The following is a 16,652-nucleotide window of genomic DNA, read 5'->3' as shown; positions in this document are numbered from 1 at the left end:
TCAAGATGCGCGCGAAGGGTGGTTCGTTGCCTCACGTGAGCGTGCGCGCTTGGTGATGGGAGCGGGGGTGCCGGCTGGGGCTTTGCTGGTGGCCAGGGTGAAGAGCTGGGCGGTCAACGCCTGAATCTGGCGTTGGGTGGCGGCCGGATTGATCAGCGAGTGGGTCCGCTTGAGCGCGACAATGCGTTCCACAGCCATGCTCGGGTGATTGATCGCGCGGTGAAACGGGGTCTGGGCCTTGTCGTGTTTGCGGGACACCTTGGCTCCTGTGCGGACTTTGGAGATCAGTTTCTGCTGGGGGTGGAAGTAGTTGGTCAGCTTCGTCTGCAGATGCCAGATTTCGTTGAGTAGCAACAGTTCTGATGCGGTGTCGTAGCGGTAGTAGCCGACCACTGTGCGTACCACTGCCCAGTTTTTCTGCTCGACGTGGCAGCCGTCGTTCTTGTTGCCCGGTCGTGACCGGGTGAAAGTGATGCAGCGGTTTTGACACCATGTCAGCAGGTCGTCGTTGATGAATTCCGAGCCGTTGTCGCAGTCCACGCCGACGATCGGGAACGGCATCGCGGCGGCGATGTGATTGAGGGCGGCCAGTACGTGTTTGGCCGCCCTGTCGGGCAGTGAGCGGCTCTCGGTCCAGCCGGTGGCGATGTCGGTGACCGTCAGTGTGAAGGCATGGCCTCCACCGCGGTTGCCGCCGTCGTGGAAGACCGTGTCGATCTCGACGAAGCCGGGCACAGCGTCGTCCCATTCGGCCCAGGTGCGCACCGGGATCTGGCTTTTGAGCAGCGATCCCGGCTTGGTGCCCACACGTCCTTTGATCGTGTATTTGGCTCGCTCATCGGCCAGGCGGCGATCGATGGTGGCCGCCGACATCGAGACCAACAACGCCGCGGTCTCATCACTGATGACCAGCTCCCGGAAGTGACGCAACACGGCCACCAGCTCTGCGAGCAGTGGGGGCGAGCCGTTTGCCGGCGGGCATTCCGAGTACGGTCCAGCAGACCGTCAATGCGGCGATGACCTCAGGTCCATACGTCACCGGCCGGACAGGACGCGCGGCGACGATCGTGGGCACCAGCGCGGCTTTAAGCGCCTTACGGGCATGGTTGCGATGCCAGCCGGTGTTGGCACACAACTCATCGAGAATCCGGCTCTTCCCGCGCTTACCGGCCTGCTGGTAACGGATCGCCGCTGCCTGCGTCACTGCTCTGCGCTCGCCCAATGTCAGCCCCATCACCTGGGCCTACCGAAGTCATTGCTGACCGATCAGGCAGGCGCGCCGTCCACGCGCGCATTTCTGATGAGTCAACGAAGCACCCATTCGCGCGCATTTCTGATGAGTCAACGCGGTCGGTTGCCTGTGGCATAGTCGAACGTATGTTCGATGAGGTGCGGCGGCGTGCGGTGATCGCGGAGCTTGATGAGCTCGTTGAGCGTTGTCATCCGTCGTCGACGCGGGAGTCGGCGGCGTTGTTGGAGCACCTCGGGGTTGTGGCGCGGGTGGAGAATCGGGCGGCGGCGGCGCAGTTGGTGGCGATCGGGGAGTTGTTTGCCTATCGGCTCTCGCGCTGTGCGGAGAGCGAGGAGTGGGCGGTGGACACCGAGGCGGCGGTGGCCGCGGAGGTGGGCGCGCAGTTGCGGATCGGCCAGGGGTTGGCCGCGAGCCGGGTGCGCTATGCCCGCGCGATGCGCGAACGCCTGCCGAAAGTGGGGGCGGTGTTTGGCGCCGGGGATATCGATTATCGGATGTTTCAGACCATCGTGTTCCGCACCGATTTGATCGTCGATCCCGAGGTTCTGGGGGCGGTGGACGCGGTGTTGGCGGCCAATGTGGGCCGGTGGCCGTCGTTGAGTCAGGGCCGGTTGGCGGCCCAGGTCGACAAGGTCGTGGCCAAGGCTGATGTGGATGCGGTGCGGCGGCGCCAGGAGCGCGCGGCCGGCCGGCAGGTGTGGATGGCCGACATGGGCGATGGGCTGGCGCATCTGGAGGCCACCCTGTATGCCCCGGATGCCCACGCGCTGGATCGGCGCCTGGATGGGTTGGCGGCCACGGTGTGTGCGCATGACCCACGGACTCGGGAGCAGCGCCGCGCTGATGCATTGGGGGCGTTGGCCGCCGACGCCGATCGGCTGGGGTGTCGCTGCGGGCGCGCGGATTGCGCGGCCGGGGGGCGGGCCGCGGGCCCGGTGACTGTCCATGTGATCGGCGAACACGCGGTGCTGGAGGGTCGCGCATCCACCCCGGGTGCCGAGGTCGGCGCCGAGGGATTGATCCCCCCGGAGGTGCTCGCCGAGCTGGCGGCCTCGGCCACACTGGTGCCGTTGACCCATCCCGGCGACGCCGCCTTGGAGCCGGGGTATGTGCCCTCGCGGGCGCTGGCCGATTTTTGTGCGGTGTCGGGATCTGACGTGTCGCTGGCCCGGCTGTGATCGCCCGGCCACCGCCTGCGATGTGGACCGGGCTTGTCAAGATAACTGTGTAAGGTGTTGCAGCCGTTTATCTTTGGGTCATAGTGGGAGTCGGTCGGGGAATTGGATGGCGAAGGTGTTCAGTGCTTCGGTCCAGCGGTAGGTGCCTGGTCCGTGTGTTGATCCTCGTTTCTGGTTGATGTTGCGGATGGCCAAATACAGCAGCTTCATTGCTGCGGCGTCTGAGGGGAACGAGCCGCGGGCCTTGGTGACTTTGCGCAGCTGGTAGTTCAGCGATTCGATGGCGTTGGTGGTGTAGATGATCTTGCGGATCTCGACCGGGAATGCCAGGAAAGGCACGAACTCAGCCCAGGCCCGATCCCAGACAGCGATGGCTCCGGGGGATTTGGTGCGCCACTGGGCGCGGAACTCCTCGAGGGCCAGTTTGGCGGCCTCTTCGGTGGGTGCGGTGTAGATCGGACGCAGCGCGGTGGCCATCTTGCGGCGGTCTGCGTAGGAGGCATAACGCATCGAGGAGCGCAGCAGATGCACCACGCAGGTCTGGATCACCGCGGCCGGCCAGACCGCCGCGATCGATTCGGGCAGGCCGGCCAACCCGTCGCAACACACGAACAGCGCATCGCGGCACCCGCGATTGCGCAGTTCGGTGAGCACCCCGTGCCAGAATTTGGCGCCCTCGCTCTGCTGGATCCAGATGCCCAGGACCTGCTTGATTCCCTCGACATCGACGCCGATGACCACGTGGGCGGCCTTGTTGGCCACCACGCCGCCGTCGCGGATCTTGATGCGGATCGCGTCGATATACAAGATCGGATACACCGGATCGACCGGCCGGGATTGCCAGGCGGCGATCTCCTCGGTGACCACGTCGGTGACCCGCGAAATCGTGGCCGCCGACACGCGGGCGCCATAGACCTCGCCGAGGTGCTCGGTGATATCGCGCGTCGACATGCCCCGGGCATACAGCGACAAGATCATGTCCTCAACCTGGCCCAGGCGGCGTTTGCGCTTGGGCACGATCGCCGGGCTAAACGTGGCGTTGCGGTCACGGGGCACTTCCAGCTCGACCGGCCCGGCCGTGGTCAACACGGTTTTGCGGCCATGGCCGTTACGGGAATTGCCCGAGCCATGCCCTGCCGGATCGCCGTGCTCATAGCCCAGGTGATCGGCGATTTCGACGTCCAAAGCGCGTTCGAGCACCGCCTTGGTCATCTGCGCGAGCAACCCCTCGGGGCCATCAATCGGGGTGCCAGACGCTTCAGCGTCGGCCAACAAGGCATCGACTGCCGCCGGCGGCAACAACTCGGCCAACTGGGCGGCAGCATCATCTCTTGACGAATCAGATTGCGGCAATGGAACTCTCCTGTCCGGTGGTCAGCCACCACCATTCAGGCCGAACCCCTTACACAGTCAATAAGACACGCCCTGTGGACCACACCATCCCCTACGCCGCCGGTGGCCCCACACACGCGTCGAACCTCAAGGCGCTGTGCCGTACGCATCATTTGGTGAAAACGTTTTGGGGCTGGCAGGAAAAGCAGCTGCCCGATGGCACGCTGATCTTCACCTCCCCGGCCGGGCACACCTATGTGACCACCCCGGGCAGCGCGCTGCTGTTTCCCAGCTTGTGCGCGGCCACCGGCGCGATCGCGGCCCCCGAAGCCGACCCGCCCCCGAACCACTGCGCCCAGCGCACCGCGATGATGCCCCAACGCCGCCGCACCCGCACCCAAGACCGCGCCACCCGCATCGCAGCAGAACGCAAACACAACCGAACGGCTCGCCTGGCTGAAAGGCCTTCGTACGCTTGGTATTCCGAATCGACTCACGCCGTGGGGGACGGGGAGCCGCCGCCCTTCTAGCGCGCCGGCGCGGGCCGGCGCGGCCCGGTCATTTCTTGCTGGGAATGACGATCACCACGATCAGGGTGAGGATGGAGAAGAACAGTCCAAGGATTCCCCATCCCAGCGGATTGCGGCCCTTCATCATGGCGATGACGCCGCAGACTATTGCGGCGATGATGCTGCCGATCGCGACGAAAATCCCTTTGATGCCACGCAGAATGAAGCCGGCGGCGACGGGGTCCGAACTCGCCAGAACCATCGAATGCAACATGTCGGTCCCTCCTGCCGCCGGGCTTACAGCACGATTCCCCGCGGATAACCGCGGCGGACGGTGCGGTCGAGAATTCCCAGGGTCGCCCGCAGCGCGCCCTCGGACAGGATCGGGAAAATCCCGGCTTCCCGCCACTTGGGGTCGATGTCCGACCAGTCGTAGAACGAGGTGACCACGGTGGCCGAGGCGTCTTCGGTCGGCGCGAGCGCGTAGCCGTACACATGGCCGATCGGTGGCTGGATCTGACCGAGCACCGTCCACGCGATCAGGCGGTCCTGCTCGAACTGCTTGATCTCGACGGTGACGTCGTACTTGCCCAGTTGCGGAAAGTCGTTCAACGACTCGCGATCCATGTGCACGACGAAGCGGTCACCGACGCCGCGCACCGGATCGCCGTCGGCATCCTGGAGCATCCCGGACGAATCGATCGCCACGTGGCCCTGCGGGTCGCACAGCACGGCGAATATGTCCGACGCCGGTGCGGCGATGGTGCGGGAAGTCTCGATGCGTTCGGTCATAACTCCTCGCGGCTGACGTCCGGGGCGACGATCCGCAGCTTAGCCCCGCGCGGTAGGCGGCAGAAGCGGGCTAATGCGGTGAGTTGACCAGATAACACTGCACGCGGCGAACGGCGTCGTCCCGGTTGACGCCCATGTTCACCAGCCTCTCAACCACTTCGGCGGCCGGCACACCCGAAATGATGTCGTGGTCGATCACATGGACGCTGGGGAACCACACGTCTGCACTCACGCCCGGCGGCGGGGGCTTGGTGTCGCCTCCGACGCATTGGGCATAACCGACGGCGCCGGTTTCCGCGCCGGCCGGCGACGCCCCAATCAGCACAACGACGGGAATGCCAACCGCCGCCGCGACATGGATCAAACGCATGCGTGCAACACCCCGCCTTCGGTTCGGTCACCCGAAAATAATCTGGTTTGCTACCGCGCACAAGGCCGGGCTTCGGCGGCGCAGCGGGGCGGATGGGCCATGGCACTTGACTGTATCTCGAACTGATGTTCGAATAGCGGGATACGGTGGGCAAGCCAGGCCGTCGCGGTCAACGGGAAACCGGTCGAGGACGGGGCGCTGCCGGGGCTGCAACGCATCGGCTTCGTCCGCAGCGTGCGCTCGCCGCAGTTCGACGGCATCACCTTTCACGAGGTGCTGTGCAAGTCCGCGCTGAACAAGGTGCCCAACGCGTCGGCCCTGCCGTTCCGCTATACGGTCAACGGCTACCGCGGCTGCTCGCACGCCTGCCGGTACTGCTTCGCCCGGCCCACCCACGAATACCTGGAGTTGGACTGCGGCAACGACTTTGACACCCAGGTCGTCGTCAAGACCAACGTGGCCGAGGTGCTGCGTCGCGAGCTGCGCAGGCCGTCGTGGCAGCGCGAGACCGTCGCCCTGGGCACCAACACCGATCCCTACCAGCGGGCCGAGGGGCGCTACGCGTTGATGCCCGGCATCATCGGCGCCCTGGCCGAATCGGGCACCCCGCTCTCGATCCTGACCAAGGGCACCCTGCTGCGCCGCGACCTGCCGCTGATCGCCGACGCCGCGGCGCAGGTCCCGGTGTCGGTCGCGGTGTCGCTGGCGGTCGGGGATGCCGAGCTGCACCGCGACGTCGAGCCCGGCACGCCCACGCCACAGGCGCGGCTCGGCCTGATCGGCGCGATCACCGCCGCCGGGCTGAACTGCCACGTGATGGTCGCGCCGGTGCTGCCGTATCTCACCGATTCCGCCGAGCATCTCGACGCGCTGCTCGGCCAGATCGCGGCCGCCGGCGCCGGCAGCGTGACGGTTTTCGGCCTGCACCTGCGCAGCTCGACCCGCGGATGGTTCATGTCGTGGCTGGCGCGCTCGCATCCCGAACTGGTCGGCCGCTATCGCGAGCTGTACCGGCGGGGCGCCTACCTGCCGCAGGGTTATCGCGACATGCTACGCGAGCGCGCCGCCCCGCTGATCGCCAAGTACCGGCTCGCCGGCGATCATCGCCCGTTCTCCCAAGCGGTTTCGGCCGAAACGCCGCAACCCGTTCAGGAGACGTTGTTTTGAGCTAGCTTTTGTCGCGGCGCGGCTTGGTCAGGGTGAATTCGTCGATCACGACCATGTCGCCCAGCGGGCCCCGCAACGCGTAATGCGTCGCCTTGATCGAGGTATTGCCGCCGGGGCGGCCCGGGTCGACGTCGAAAGCCGCGAAGCCGTAAGGGTTGTCGCGGTCGCGGAACGCCGACCACGGCGCGTCCTCGAGGACGTAGATCGGCGCCTTGCGCCGCAGCCCGGGGTCGAACGCCCCCACGCCGGTGACCACCCGGCACCGGGGTTCGGGAAAGAACATTGCGTTGCTCGGCGCCGAGGTGCCGCCGCCGCCGATGACCAGATGCACCGTGCCCCGGGTGGAGTCGATGAGATCGCTTCGGGTGTCGACGGGGATCGGCGTGCGGGTGTCGGTCCCCAGCGCGCCCCGCACGGGATGCGAGCGTTCGTAGTGGTGCTCGTGGCCGCACAACACCAGGTCCACCTGGTACTGGTCGAACAGCGGCAGCCATTCCTCCCGGATGCCCAGGTCGGCCCCGTTGGTCTTGTCGGCGGTGGAGATCGCCGTCTGGTGCATGCACACGACCACCCAGTCGATATTCGGGTCGCTCCGCGACGCGGCGAGTTCGCTTGCCAGCCAGCGCCTTTGCTCTCCGCCGGAGTAGCCGTGCACGTAGGAGTTGCCACCGTCCTGGTAGGCCACATCGTCGTTGGCCAGGCTGATCACCCGCACCGATCCGGCGGTGAACGAGTACCACAGGCCGCGGGTCTGGGGGCTGGACCCGGAATCGGGCACCGCGAAGTAGGTCTGATAAGCGCCGTAACCGATCGGCCCGTTGCCCAATTCGTTCTCGTGGTTGCCGGCCGCCGGCATCCAGGGCCGGTGGCGGGCCGAGCGGGTGTTGTTGTCGAACCAGTTCGACCAGGTCCGGATCCGGTTCTGGGCCAGGTTGGCGTAGCACAGGTCGCCGTTGACCAGGTTGAACAGCGGGCCGAGGCGCTCGATGGCGATGGTGGTGTCGGCGGCCGCCGGCGAGCCGATGTTGTCGGTCGCATAGCGGCCGTCGGGCATCTTGGCCAGAGCCGGCGTGGACTGGTCGCCGAAGCTGGTGAACCGCAAGGGCTTTCGGCCCGACGGCGCCGTTCGTACGGTGCCCTGTTCCGGTTCGGCTCCGTCGTGCACCGCGGCGTACACGTAGTCGGTGTCCGGGGTCAGGTCGGTCAGCCGGGCGTGGTTGACTCGAACTTCGGTGCCCGACTTGGCGTCCCGGTACGTGCGGGTCTCGGCGGCCACGGTGCGGCCGAAGCCGGATGTCGGCGTACCGAGCAGGACGCGCGGATTGCGGACGGCGTCGGTGGTGTGCCAGGACACCACCACCTCGGTGGCGGCGTCCCTGCCGAATTGCAGGTGCAGCCCGCCGATCGGTGGCGCGCCGTTGCGGTCGGACTGCAGCCAGGCCGCGGGCCCGCGGGGGCCGGCGGGCTGCGACCACAGCAGCGCGGCGCCGCCCACCCCGACGCCGCCGAGAACCGCGGAGGCCGCACTCGATGTGAGTAACCGGCGGCGGCTGATGCCGGCATGTTCCGAATCGTCGCTCACTCCTGCTTCATACCGCAGCCGCGCGACCTGAAGGTGAACGCCCCGCGTGGTAGAGGCCATTTCCCGGATACGGCGGTAACGGATTCGGTAGCGTTTGAGATATGACGAACGTGCGAATAGCGACCACGGGGATCGCGGCGGCGACGTTTGCCGCGGCCGCTGCGATGATTGCGACGCCCGCCACCTCCCACGCGGATCCCGCCGGCCACCAGGTGACGTACACGATCACCGCCACCGGCAACCTGACCGGCAACGTCAGGTACATGAACAGCGATCCGCCCAGCCAGGCGGCCTTCAACTCGAACTCGTCGCAGTTCCTGAACACCGTGCAGACGGCGTTCACCGCCGGGCAGCCGCTCGTCTACAACGCCACCCTGGCCGACCCCAACCAGTGGGCGTTCGTCAACGCCAGCGGTGGATGCCACTGGCCGGACTGCGACTCGTCGAACATGCCGCAGATTCAGTGCCAGATCGCGGTGGACGGCCAGGTCGTGGTGACCCAGAGCGCCACCACCGGAGTCACCTGCTCGACGCGTCCCTGGTAGCCACGACGACGACCTCGGCGGGTTCGGCGCCGACGGCCCGGACCTGGTGGCCGATCGAGGCGTCGAAATAGGCGCTGTCGCCGGGCCCGAGGGTGAACGTCTGATCCCCGTAGTCGAGCTCGACGGTCCCGGCGTGCACGAACAGGAATTCCTGACCCGTGTGCTCGGGATGGGGGTCGTCGGCCGGCCTCTCGGTCGGGCGAACCACGAACGGCGACATCGACTTTCCCAGCACCGACGAGGCCAGCACCCGGTAGCGCTCACCCTCCGCACTGGCGGCCCGTTCGACGGTGATCTTCTCGTGGGCCGCCTCCTCGGAGAACAGCCGCCCGACGTCGACGTCCAGCGCCTTGGCGACCTTGAGGGCGACCGCGATCGACGGCGTGCTGCGCCGGCGTTCGATCTTGGACAGGTAGCTCTTGGTCAGCCCGGTCTGCTGGGCGAGGGCCTCGAGAGTGAGGCCGCGTTGCTTGCGGACCGCGCGCAGCAGTGCCGTCACCGGCCGCCCCTCTCATGACACAAGGTTTCCTATAGTGATACTATCGTGTCATATCGCCGAGGGAGCCCGTTATGGCCAGCACGTTCACCGATTCGAAATCCGACTTGATGCGCCGCGCGGCCGAGCAGTTGACGGCCCTTCAATCCAAGGACGCCGCCGATGCGCCGCTGACCACCCGCCAGAAGCTCGCCCTGACGTGCCGCGCCCTGTTCGACGCCGGGCACGATTCCGGGTTGGCCGGGCAGATCACCGCCCGCGCCGAGCGGGACGGCACCTACTACACCCAGCGGCTCGGTCTGGGCTTCGACGAGATCACCGACGCCAACCTGCTTTTGGTCGACGAGGACCTCAACGTCCTTGAGGGAGACGGAATCGCCAACCCCGCCAACCGCTTTCACAGCTGGATCTATCGCGCCCGCCCCGATGTGCAATGCATCGTGCACACGCACGCGTTCCACGTGGCCGCGCTGTCGATGCTGGAAGTTCCGCTGATCGTGTCCCACATGGACACCACGCCGCTCTACGGCGACTGCGCGTTCCTGGAGAAATGGCCCGGCGTGCCGGTCGGCAACGAGGAGGGGGAGATCATCTCCGCCGCGCTGGGGGACAAGAAGGCGGTCCTGCTGGCCCACCACGGCCACGTCATCGCCGGCGCCAGCGTCGAGGAGGCGTGCTCGTTGGGCATCCTCATCGAGCGCGCCGCGAAACTGCAGCTGGCCGCGATGGCCGCCGGCACCGTCAAAGAGCTACCCGAGGAGCTGGCCCGCGAGGCCCACGACTGGACACTGTCGCCGCAGCGCAGCCGCGCCAACTTCGCCTACTACGCCCGCCGGGCCCTGGCCCGGCACCCGGACGCGCTGACCAGCTAACCCGTTATCCGCCAACCGAATCCGAGGAGCCCGCCTGTGGCGCAAACGTCCGAGCCCAAGATCCACGGCATCATCGCCTACCCGGTAACGCCGTTCTCTGGGGACGGCATCGACACGAAACGCCTTGCGGCGCTGGTCGATCGGCTGGTGTCGGCCGGCGTTCATGCGATCGCACCGCTGGGCAGCACCGGCGAACTCGCCTATCTCGACGAACCCGAATTCGACACCGTGGTCGACACCACCATCGCCACCGTCGCGGGCCGGGTGCCGGTGGTGGTCGGTGTGTCGGATGTGACCACCGCCAAGACCATTCGGCGCGCCACCTACGCGCAGCAGGCCGGGGCCGACGCCGTGATGATCCTGCCGGTGTCCTACTGGAAGCTGACCGAGCGGGAGATCTTCCAGCACTACCGCAGCATCAGCGATGCCATCTCGATCCCGATCATGGCCTACAACAACCCGGCCACCAGCGGCGTCGACATGCCGCCCGAGTTGCTGGTGCGCATGTTCGAATCCATCGACAACGTGACCATGGTCAAGGAGTCCACCGGCGACCTGACCCGCATGCAGCGCATCGCCGAACTGTCCGGCAATCGGCTGCCCTTCTACAACGGCAGCAACCCGCTGGTGCTCGACGCGCTGAAGGCCGGGGCGTCCGGATGGTGCACGGCCGCACCGTGTTTGCGGCCGCAGCCCTGCATCGACCTCTACGAGGCGGTGCGCGCGAACGACCTCGACACGGCGCAGAAGCTCTATGACGACCTCAAGCCGCTGCTCACCTTCATCGTCGCGGGCGGGCTGGCCACCACCGTCAAGGCCGGCCTGGAGCTGCTCGACTTCCCGGTCGGGGATCCGCGCGCGCCACTGTTGCCGCTCGACGAGGCCGGCCGGGGCGAACTGCGCAAACTGCTTGGCGCCTAACCCGATTGCCCTACTAACCCAAATCGGGTGCGGAGAAAGTGTCGCACTGCTTCGGGTCACCGGTCTGATAGCCGACGGTGAACCAATGCTGGCGTTGCTCGGCCGAGCCGTGGGTCCAGCTTTCGCGGTTGACGCGCCCGGTCGCCTGTTTCTGGATGCGGTCGTCGCCGACCGATGCGGCGGCCGATAGCGCGTCGCGAATGTCCTCGTCGGTCAACGGATTCAGGAACGGCGTGCCGTCCTTCTGGTTGACCGTCGCTGCGTAGTGCGCCCAGATGCCGGCGTAGCAGTCGGCCTGCAGCTCGGTGCGCACGCCGTTGCCGCCGGCGCCCTTGGCCCCCTGCTGGGCGCGGCCCAGGTCGCCCTGCAGCTGCTGCACGTGATGACCGTATTCGTGGGCGACGACGTATTCCTGCGCGAAAGCGCCGTTGCTGGAATGCAGCTGCTTGACGAGCACATCCTGAAAGAAGCTGGTGTCGAAGTACGCCGTCTGGTCGGCCGGGCAGTAGAACGGCCCGACGTCGGTGGTGGCCGGTCCGCAACCGGTGCTCACCTGGTCGCTGAACAGGCGCACATGGGGGCGGGTGTAACCCGGCATCAGCTGATGCCACACCGCGTCCACGGAATTGCCGGTGGCGACCACGCGGCATTGCACGTACTTGTTGGCGTCGGCGCCGGTCTTGCACTGGCTCAGGTCGAAACCGGGCGCGGAATAGCCGCCGGTGTTGGTCTGCGGCTGGTTCATCACGCGACCGGGGTCGACGCCCAGAAACAGCGCCCCGAGCAGGATGATCAGCCCGAGGCCGCCGCCCCCGACGGCCATCCCCATCCCGCCACCGCCGGACGACGATGCTGCGCTGGTGTCGATCTGCATGCCCTCGTTGAAGGTCATGACACGCTCCTAAGGTTGCCGGGTCGCAAGGGAGTCGGTGTAGCTACGCAGGTTGCGCAGGTATCGGCGCAGGGCCAGGTTCAGCAGCGGCCCGACCACGACCATCGCCAGCTTCGCCGGGCCGGCCGGCTTCTGGGCCATGGTCCACGTCAGCCGGCAGCCGCCCGGGATGGCCTCGACGCGGTAGTCCTCGGCGAAGGCCGCCACGGACTTGGTCGAGCATTCATTGAAACGAAAAGCCATGTGCGTGAAGGGTTCCCACGCGAGGAATTCCTCGTTGCCGACGATGCCGCCGCGCATCTCCACGACGCGGGTGGTGCCGACGCCGCGGGGCTCGGGGCTGGTCCAGGTCACCTTCGTGATTACCTTCGCCCAGCGCGGCCAGGATGCCGCGTCGGAGAGCACCTCGAACAGCTGCTCGGGGGTGATGGCCAGGTCGACGCTGTTGCGGAACGCAAATGGCGCCGATTCGATGAAGTTCACGTCGACGCGCTCGCAGGGGAACATGAAATTAATCTAACCGGGCCCGTCGCTCGCCGCGGCCAACAACGGCACCACGACGTCGCTGATCGGTGTGGCCAGGCCGTGGGCCCGGGCCTTGCGGATGATCACGCCGTTGCGGACGTCCCATTCCATCGGCCGGTGGTTTTCCGCGTCCGTCAGGATCGACGTGCCCATGTCCTCGGGGGCGTTGCGGAACAGGTCGGTCAGCTCGTGGGCGATGCCGTCGGGAAGCCGGGCGCCCTCGGCCCGCGCGACGGCCAGGCATTCGGCGAGGTAGCGGTGCGACAGTGCGGCCACGTCGTCGCGGCGAAACATCCCCGACCGCCGGCGCGACAGCGCCATGAACCCGGCCAGCGCGTTGGTGAGTAGCTTGCGCCAGCCCGCGGTGATGATGTCGGGGTCGCAGTCCACCCGGCAGCCGGCGCCGCGCAGCAGTTCGGCGACCGTCTCCGCCGAGGGCCCGCTGGGCAGCACCAGGGCCGCCTCGCCGCGCAGCCGCACCCAGCCGTCGGGCTGGGTCTCGGCCGAGTACCAGACGATGCCGGGGATGACGGGGGATCGCGGGCAGTGCGGCTGCACCTGCTCGACCTGCTCCACACCGTTTTGCAGCACGACGACGATGGTGTGGACGTCGCAGAGCCGGGCCAGCCAGCCGGCCGCCTGGTCGTTCTGGGTGGCCTTGACGGCAAGCAGCACCACGTCCACCGGGCCGGAAACCTCGCCGGGATCGGTGTGCACCGGGCCGGGGACGACGATCGGGTCGGCGCCGTCGGGCCGCAGTTCGATGCTCTCGCGAGGGGTGCGGCCGCACACTACGACCGAATGTCCGGCCCGCGACAGCAGCGCGGCGACCGTCGTACCGACGGCGCCCGGACCGACGAGTGCGATGTTTGTGGCGATACGAGCGAAACTACACCGCCCCTTAGACTGATCTGTCGTCCAACGTAAAGGGGAGTGTTTTTGTGCTGCGCAGCCACGCCGCCGGGTCGCTGAGGAGTAGCGACGCCGGGCAGCAGGTGACGCTAGCGGGCTGGGTGGCCCGCCGCCGCGACCACGGCGGCGTCATCTTCATCGACCTGCGCGACGCGTCCGGGATCACCCAGGTGGTGTTCCGCGCCGAAGACGTGCTGGCCCAGGCGCACCGGCTGCGCGCCGAGTTCTGCGTCGCGGTCACCGGTGTCGTGGAGATCCGCCCGGAGGGCAACGCCAACCCCGAGATCGCGACCGGTGAGATCGAGGTCAACGCCACCGCGCTGACCGTGCTGGGGGAGAGCGCGCCGCTGCCCTTCCAGCTCGACGAGCCCGCCGGCGAGGAAACCCGGCTGAAGTACCGCTACCTCGACCTGCGCCGCGACGCCCCCGCCGCGGCAATTCGGTTGCGCTCCAAGGTGAATGCGGCCGCTCGCGGCGTGCTGGCCGAGCACGATTTCGTCGAGATCGAGACGCCGACGATGACACGGTCGACACCCGAAGGCGCGCGCGACTTCCTGGTGCCTGCCCGGCTGCAGCCCGGGTCGTTCTACGCCCTGCCGCAGAGCCCGCAGCTTTTCAAGCAGCTGCTGATGGTGGCGGGAATGGAGCGCTACTACCAGATCGCCCGCTGCTACCGCGACGAGGACTTCCGCGCCGACCGCCAGCCCGAGTTCACCCAGCTCGACATGGAGATGAGCTTCGTGGACGCCGAGGACATCCTCGCCATCTCCGAGGAGATCCTCTCGGCGCTGTGGGCGCTGATCGGGTACCAGATCCCGACACCTATCCCGCGGATCAGCTACGCCGAGGCGATGCGCCGGTTCGGCTCCGACAAGCCCGACATGCGATTCGGACTCGAGCTCGTCGACTGCACAGAGTTCTTCAAAGACACCACATTTCGCGTCTTCCAGGCACCCTACGTCGGTGCGGTGGTGATGCCGGGCGGGGCCTCGCAGCCGCGGCGGACGCTGGACGGCTGGCAGGAGTGGGCCAAGCAGCGCGGCCACCGCGGGCTGGCCTACGTGCTGATCGCCGACGACGGCACGCTGGGCGGCCCGGTCGCCAAGAACCTGTCCGACGCCGAGCGCGACGGCCTGGCCGCGCACGTGGGGGCCGAGCCCGGGGACTGCGTCTTCTTCTCGGCGGGCCCGCCGAAGCCGTCGCGGGCCCTGCTGGGGGCGGCGCGCGGTGAGATCGCGCACCGGCTGGGCATGATCGATCCGGACGCCTGGGCGTTCGTCTGGGTGGTCGACCCGCCGCTGTTCGAACCCGCCGACGACGCGACCGCGGCCGGCGACGTGGCCGTCGGCTCCGGGGCGTGGACCGCCGTGCATCACGCGTTCACCTCGCCGAAGCCCGGGCATGAGGACGCGATCGACACCGATCCGGGCAACGTGCTCGCCGACGCCTACGACATCGTCTGCAACGGCAACGAGATCGGCGGCGGCTCGATCCGTATCCACCGCCGCGACATCCAGGAGCGGGTGTTCGCGGTGATGGGACTGGACCACGCCGAGGCCGAGGAGAAGTTCGGATTCCTGTTGGAGGCGTTCACCTTTGGCGCGCCCCCGCACGGCGGGATCGCGTTCGGCTGGGACCGGATCAACGCCCTGCTGTCGGGGGTCGACTCCATCCGCGAGGTGATCGCGTTCCCGAAGACCGGCGGCGGCGTCGACCCGCTCACCGATGCGCCGGCGCCGATCACCGCCCAGCAGCGCAAGGAGTCCGGAATAGACGCCAAGCCCGAAAAGGTTGACCGGGCATGACCGAACACCTGCCGGACACCGACACTATTAATGCCTTCAACCGGGCCATCGTCGACGAATTCCGCGCCAACGGCGGCAAGGTCGGCGGCCAGTTCGAGGGCGCCAACCTGCTGCTGCTGCACACGACCGGCGCCAAGTCCGGCCAGCCCCGGGTGTCCCCGCTGGCGTACTTCGACATCGACGGCAAGCTCATCGTCATCGGCTCCTTCGCCGGGGCCCCGGTCAGCCCGGCGTGGGTGCACAATCTGCGGGCCAACCCGAGCGCCCGCGTCGAGGTCGGAACGGACGCGTTCGACGTGACCGCTCGCGAGCTGCCGACCGACGAGCGCGACGCTCTCTTCGACAAGGTCACCGCCGCGGCGCCCGGGTTCGCCGAGTACCAGGCCAAGACCAGCAGGGTGATTCCGCTGTTCGAGTTAATCCGGACCTAGCCGGTGGGCGCTTCGCGGCCGGCGGTGCCCTCGAGGGTCCTCGCCGCCGCGCGCGCGGGCGGCAAGCGGTTGCGCGCGGTCTGGTTCAACCTGGTGCAGACGTCGGCGGCCGCGGGCGTGTCCTGGTACCTGACGCACGATGTCCTCGGCCACCCGCAACCGTTCTTCGCGCCGATCGCCGCCGCGGTGTCGCTGTCGACCAGCAACGTGCTGCGCGCGCAACGCGCCATCCAGATGATGATCGGGGTGACCCTCGGCATCGGCCTGGGCTCGGCGGTGCAGGGGCTGGTCGGGCCCGGCGCGGTGCCCATCGCGATCGCGGCGTTCATCGCGCTCGGCGCCGCGGTGTTCATCGGGGGCGGCTTCATCGGGCACGGGATGATGTTCGCGAACCAGACCATCGTGTCGGCGATCCTGGTGCTGGCCCTCTACCACGGCGGCGTCGGGCTGGAACGCATCTTCGACGCGCTGATCGGCGGCGCGGTGGCGATCGTCTTCGCCGTGCTGCTGTTTCCCGCCGACCCGCTGGCGCTGCTGCGCGGCGCGCGCGTCGGCGTGCTGGCGGTGCTGCACGACGTCTTGGCGCGCGCCGCCGACGTCGCCGCCGGGCGCAAAGCCGCCGCGCCCGACTGGCCGCTGACGGCCGTCGACCGGGTGCACGAACAGCTCAGCGGCCTGCTCGAGGCGCGCACCACCGCCCGCCACGTCGTCACCATCGCCCCGCGCCGATGGGGCCTGCGCGACGCCGTGCACGCCGCCGATCACCAGGCCGTGCACGTGGCCCTGCTGGCCGGCTCGGTGCTGCAGCTGGCCCGCGCCGTCGCCCCCGCCTCGGACGTCGGCCCCGAGCCCCCGGCCCCGCACGTGCACACGGTGCTGGTCGTGCTCGCCGCCGCGACCGCGCTCGCCGACCGCGACGCCGCCGGCGCCTGCGCATACACCGCGTCGGCCCGCCATCACGCGTCGCAGTTGCCGTCGGGCGCCGGCGCGAAAACCCAGGCGATCCTCGCCGACGCCGTCGGCGCCTGCATCGACGACCTGCAACGGGTCATCGACCTCCGGCCCGTGTGA

16 protein-coding genes and 3 pseudogenes are annotated in these 16,652 nt (G+C 68.1%); 9 read left to right on the top strand and 10 right to left on the bottom strand.

Annotation, left to right across the window (positions count from 1 at the left end; all coding sequences use genetic code 11):
- Window positions 1–1,234 (bottom strand): annotated as a pseudogene (locus W7S_RS16425) (transposase family protein).
- A 143-nt stretch (window positions 1,235–1,377) separates the two neighbouring features.
- Here W7S_RS16425 and W7S_RS16420 point away from each other — a divergent pair.
- Window positions 1,378–2,458 (top strand): annotated as a pseudogene (locus W7S_RS16420) (13E12 repeat family protein); the annotation flags it as partial.
- A gap of 50 nt (window positions 2,459–2,508) precedes the next feature.
- Here W7S_RS16420 and W7S_RS16415 read toward each other — a convergent pair.
- Window positions 2,509–3,741, bottom strand: a complete 1,233-nt coding sequence (locus tag W7S_RS16415) for an IS256-like element ISMysp7 family transposase (RefSeq protein WP_008258297.1) — start codon at window positions 3,739–3,741, stop codon at window positions 2,509–2,511.
- 116 nt (window positions 3,742–3,857) lie between these two features.
- On the opposite strand from W7S_RS16415, the pseudogene W7S_RS16410 reads away from it, so the two are divergent.
- Window positions 3,858–4,292 (top strand): annotated as a pseudogene (locus tag W7S_RS16410) (HNH endonuclease); the annotation flags it as partial.
- 28 nt (window positions 4,293–4,320) lie between these two features.
- Here W7S_RS16410 and W7S_RS16405 read toward each other — a convergent pair.
- The 3 genes from W7S_RS16405 to W7S_RS16395 form a co-directional block, all read right to left on the bottom strand.
- The gene (locus W7S_RS16405; protein ID WP_008258295.1) at window positions 4,321–4,545 is read right to left on the bottom strand and encodes a hypothetical protein; all 225 of its coding nucleotides are present in this window, start codon (window positions 4,543–4,545) and stop codon (window positions 4,321–4,323) included.
- Between the two features lie 23 nt (window positions 4,546–4,568).
- The gene (locus W7S_RS16400; RefSeq protein ID WP_008258294.1) at window positions 4,569–5,063 is read right to left on the bottom strand and encodes an SRPBCC family protein; all 495 of its coding nucleotides are present in this window, start codon (window positions 5,061–5,063) and stop codon (window positions 4,569–4,571) included.
- A gap of 70 nt (window positions 5,064–5,133) precedes the next feature.
- Window positions 5,134–5,433, bottom strand: coding sequence for a hypothetical protein (locus W7S_RS16395; protein WP_008258293.1), 300 nt, complete (start codon window positions 5,431–5,433; stop codon window positions 5,134–5,136).
- 141 nt (window positions 5,434–5,574) lie between these two features.
- Between W7S_RS16395 and W7S_RS16390 the strand changes: the two genes are divergently transcribed.
- Complete coding sequence (locus W7S_RS16390; protein WP_008258292.1) at window positions 5,575–6,600, top strand: Rv2578c family radical SAM protein; 1,026 nt, start codon at window positions 5,575–5,577, stop codon at window positions 6,598–6,600.
- 1 nt (window position 6,601) lies between these two features.
- On the opposite strand, the gene W7S_RS16385 is transcribed toward W7S_RS16390, so the two are convergent.
- Complete coding sequence (locus W7S_RS16385) at window positions 6,602–8,182, bottom strand: metallophosphoesterase family protein (RefSeq protein ID WP_008258291.1); 1,581 nt, start codon at window positions 8,180–8,182, stop codon at window positions 6,602–6,604.
- A 101-nt stretch (window positions 8,183–8,283) separates the two neighbouring features.
- On the opposite strand from W7S_RS16385, the gene W7S_RS16380 reads away from it, so the two are divergent.
- Window positions 8,284–8,727: a hypothetical protein gene (locus W7S_RS16380; protein WP_008258290.1), complete on the top strand. Its 444-nt coding sequence runs from the start codon at window positions 8,284–8,286 to the stop codon at window positions 8,725–8,727.
- Here W7S_RS16380 and W7S_RS16375 read toward each other — a convergent pair.
- The gene (locus tag W7S_RS16375; RefSeq protein ID WP_008258289.1) at window positions 8,702–9,226 is read right to left on the bottom strand and encodes a helix-turn-helix domain-containing protein; all 525 of its coding nucleotides are present in this window, start codon (window positions 9,224–9,226) and stop codon (window positions 8,702–8,704) included. The two genes, W7S_RS16380 and W7S_RS16375, sit on opposite strands and share 26 nt — an antisense overlap.
- Before the next feature lie 71 nt (window positions 9,227–9,297).
- On the opposite strand from W7S_RS16375, the gene W7S_RS16370 reads away from it, so the two are divergent.
- Together W7S_RS16370 and W7S_RS16365 are read left to right on the top strand one after the other, a co-directional pair.
- The gene (locus tag W7S_RS16370; protein ID WP_008258286.1) at window positions 9,298–10,095 is read left to right on the top strand and encodes an aldolase; all 798 of its coding nucleotides are present in this window, start codon (window positions 9,298–9,300) and stop codon (window positions 10,093–10,095) included.
- 36 nt (window positions 10,096–10,131) lie between these two features.
- On the top strand, window positions 10,132–11,016 hold the full coding sequence (locus W7S_RS16365; protein ID WP_008258284.1) for a dihydrodipicolinate synthase family protein: 885 nt from the start codon (window positions 10,132–10,134) through the stop codon (window positions 11,014–11,016).
- A 13-nt stretch (window positions 11,017–11,029) separates the two neighbouring features.
- Here the strand turns inward: W7S_RS16365 and W7S_RS16360 are convergent, their stop codons facing one another.
- From W7S_RS16360 to W7S_RS16350, 3 genes are read right to left on the bottom strand one after another with little or no spacing between them, the layout of a single operon-like run.
- Window positions 11,030–11,908, bottom strand: a complete 879-nt coding sequence (locus W7S_RS16360) for a neutral zinc metallopeptidase (protein WP_008258283.1) — start codon at window positions 11,906–11,908, stop codon at window positions 11,030–11,032.
- A 9-nt stretch (window positions 11,909–11,917) separates the two neighbouring features.
- Window positions 11,918–12,415, bottom strand: a complete 498-nt coding sequence (locus W7S_RS16355; RefSeq protein WP_008258281.1) for an SRPBCC family protein — start codon at window positions 12,413–12,415, stop codon at window positions 11,918–11,920.
- Window positions 12,416–12,424: 9 nt separating this feature from the next.
- On the bottom strand, window positions 12,425–13,312 hold the full coding sequence (locus tag W7S_RS16350) for an oxidoreductase (RefSeq protein WP_180831740.1): 888 nt from the start codon (window positions 13,310–13,312) through the stop codon (window positions 12,425–12,427).
- A 62-nt stretch (window positions 13,313–13,374) separates the two neighbouring features.
- Between W7S_RS16350 and aspS the strand changes: the two genes are divergently transcribed.
- The 3 genes from aspS to W7S_RS16335 are packed head-to-tail and all read left to right on the top strand — an operon-like array spanning window position 13,375 to window position 16,652.
- Window positions 13,375–15,150 carry an aspartate--tRNA ligase gene (aspS, locus tag W7S_RS16345; protein WP_008258272.1) on the top strand — a complete coding sequence of 592 codons (1,776 nt, stop codon included), beginning with the start codon at window positions 13,375–13,377 and terminating at the stop codon, window positions 15,148–15,150.
- On the top strand, window positions 15,147–15,581 hold the full coding sequence (locus W7S_RS16340) for a nitroreductase family deazaflavin-dependent oxidoreductase (RefSeq protein WP_008258271.1): 435 nt from the start codon (window positions 15,147–15,149) through the stop codon (window positions 15,579–15,581). The genes aspS and W7S_RS16340 overlap by 4 nt, the downstream gene beginning before the upstream one ends.
- A gap of 3 nt (window positions 15,582–15,584) precedes the next feature.
- The gene (locus tag W7S_RS16335) at window positions 15,585–16,652 is read left to right on the top strand and encodes an aromatic acid exporter family protein (protein ID WP_008258270.1); all 1,068 of its coding nucleotides are present in this window, start codon (window positions 15,585–15,587) and stop codon (window positions 16,650–16,652) included.

This window comes from Mycobacterium sp. MOTT36Y (assembly GCF_000262165.1).
Taxonomy (GTDB): domain Bacteria; phylum Actinomycetota; class Actinomycetes; order Mycobacteriales; family Mycobacteriaceae; genus Mycobacterium; species Mycobacterium intracellulare.
The sequence above is the reverse complement of the archived record's forward strand: the minus strand, read 5'-3'. Positions and strand labels throughout refer to the sequence as shown.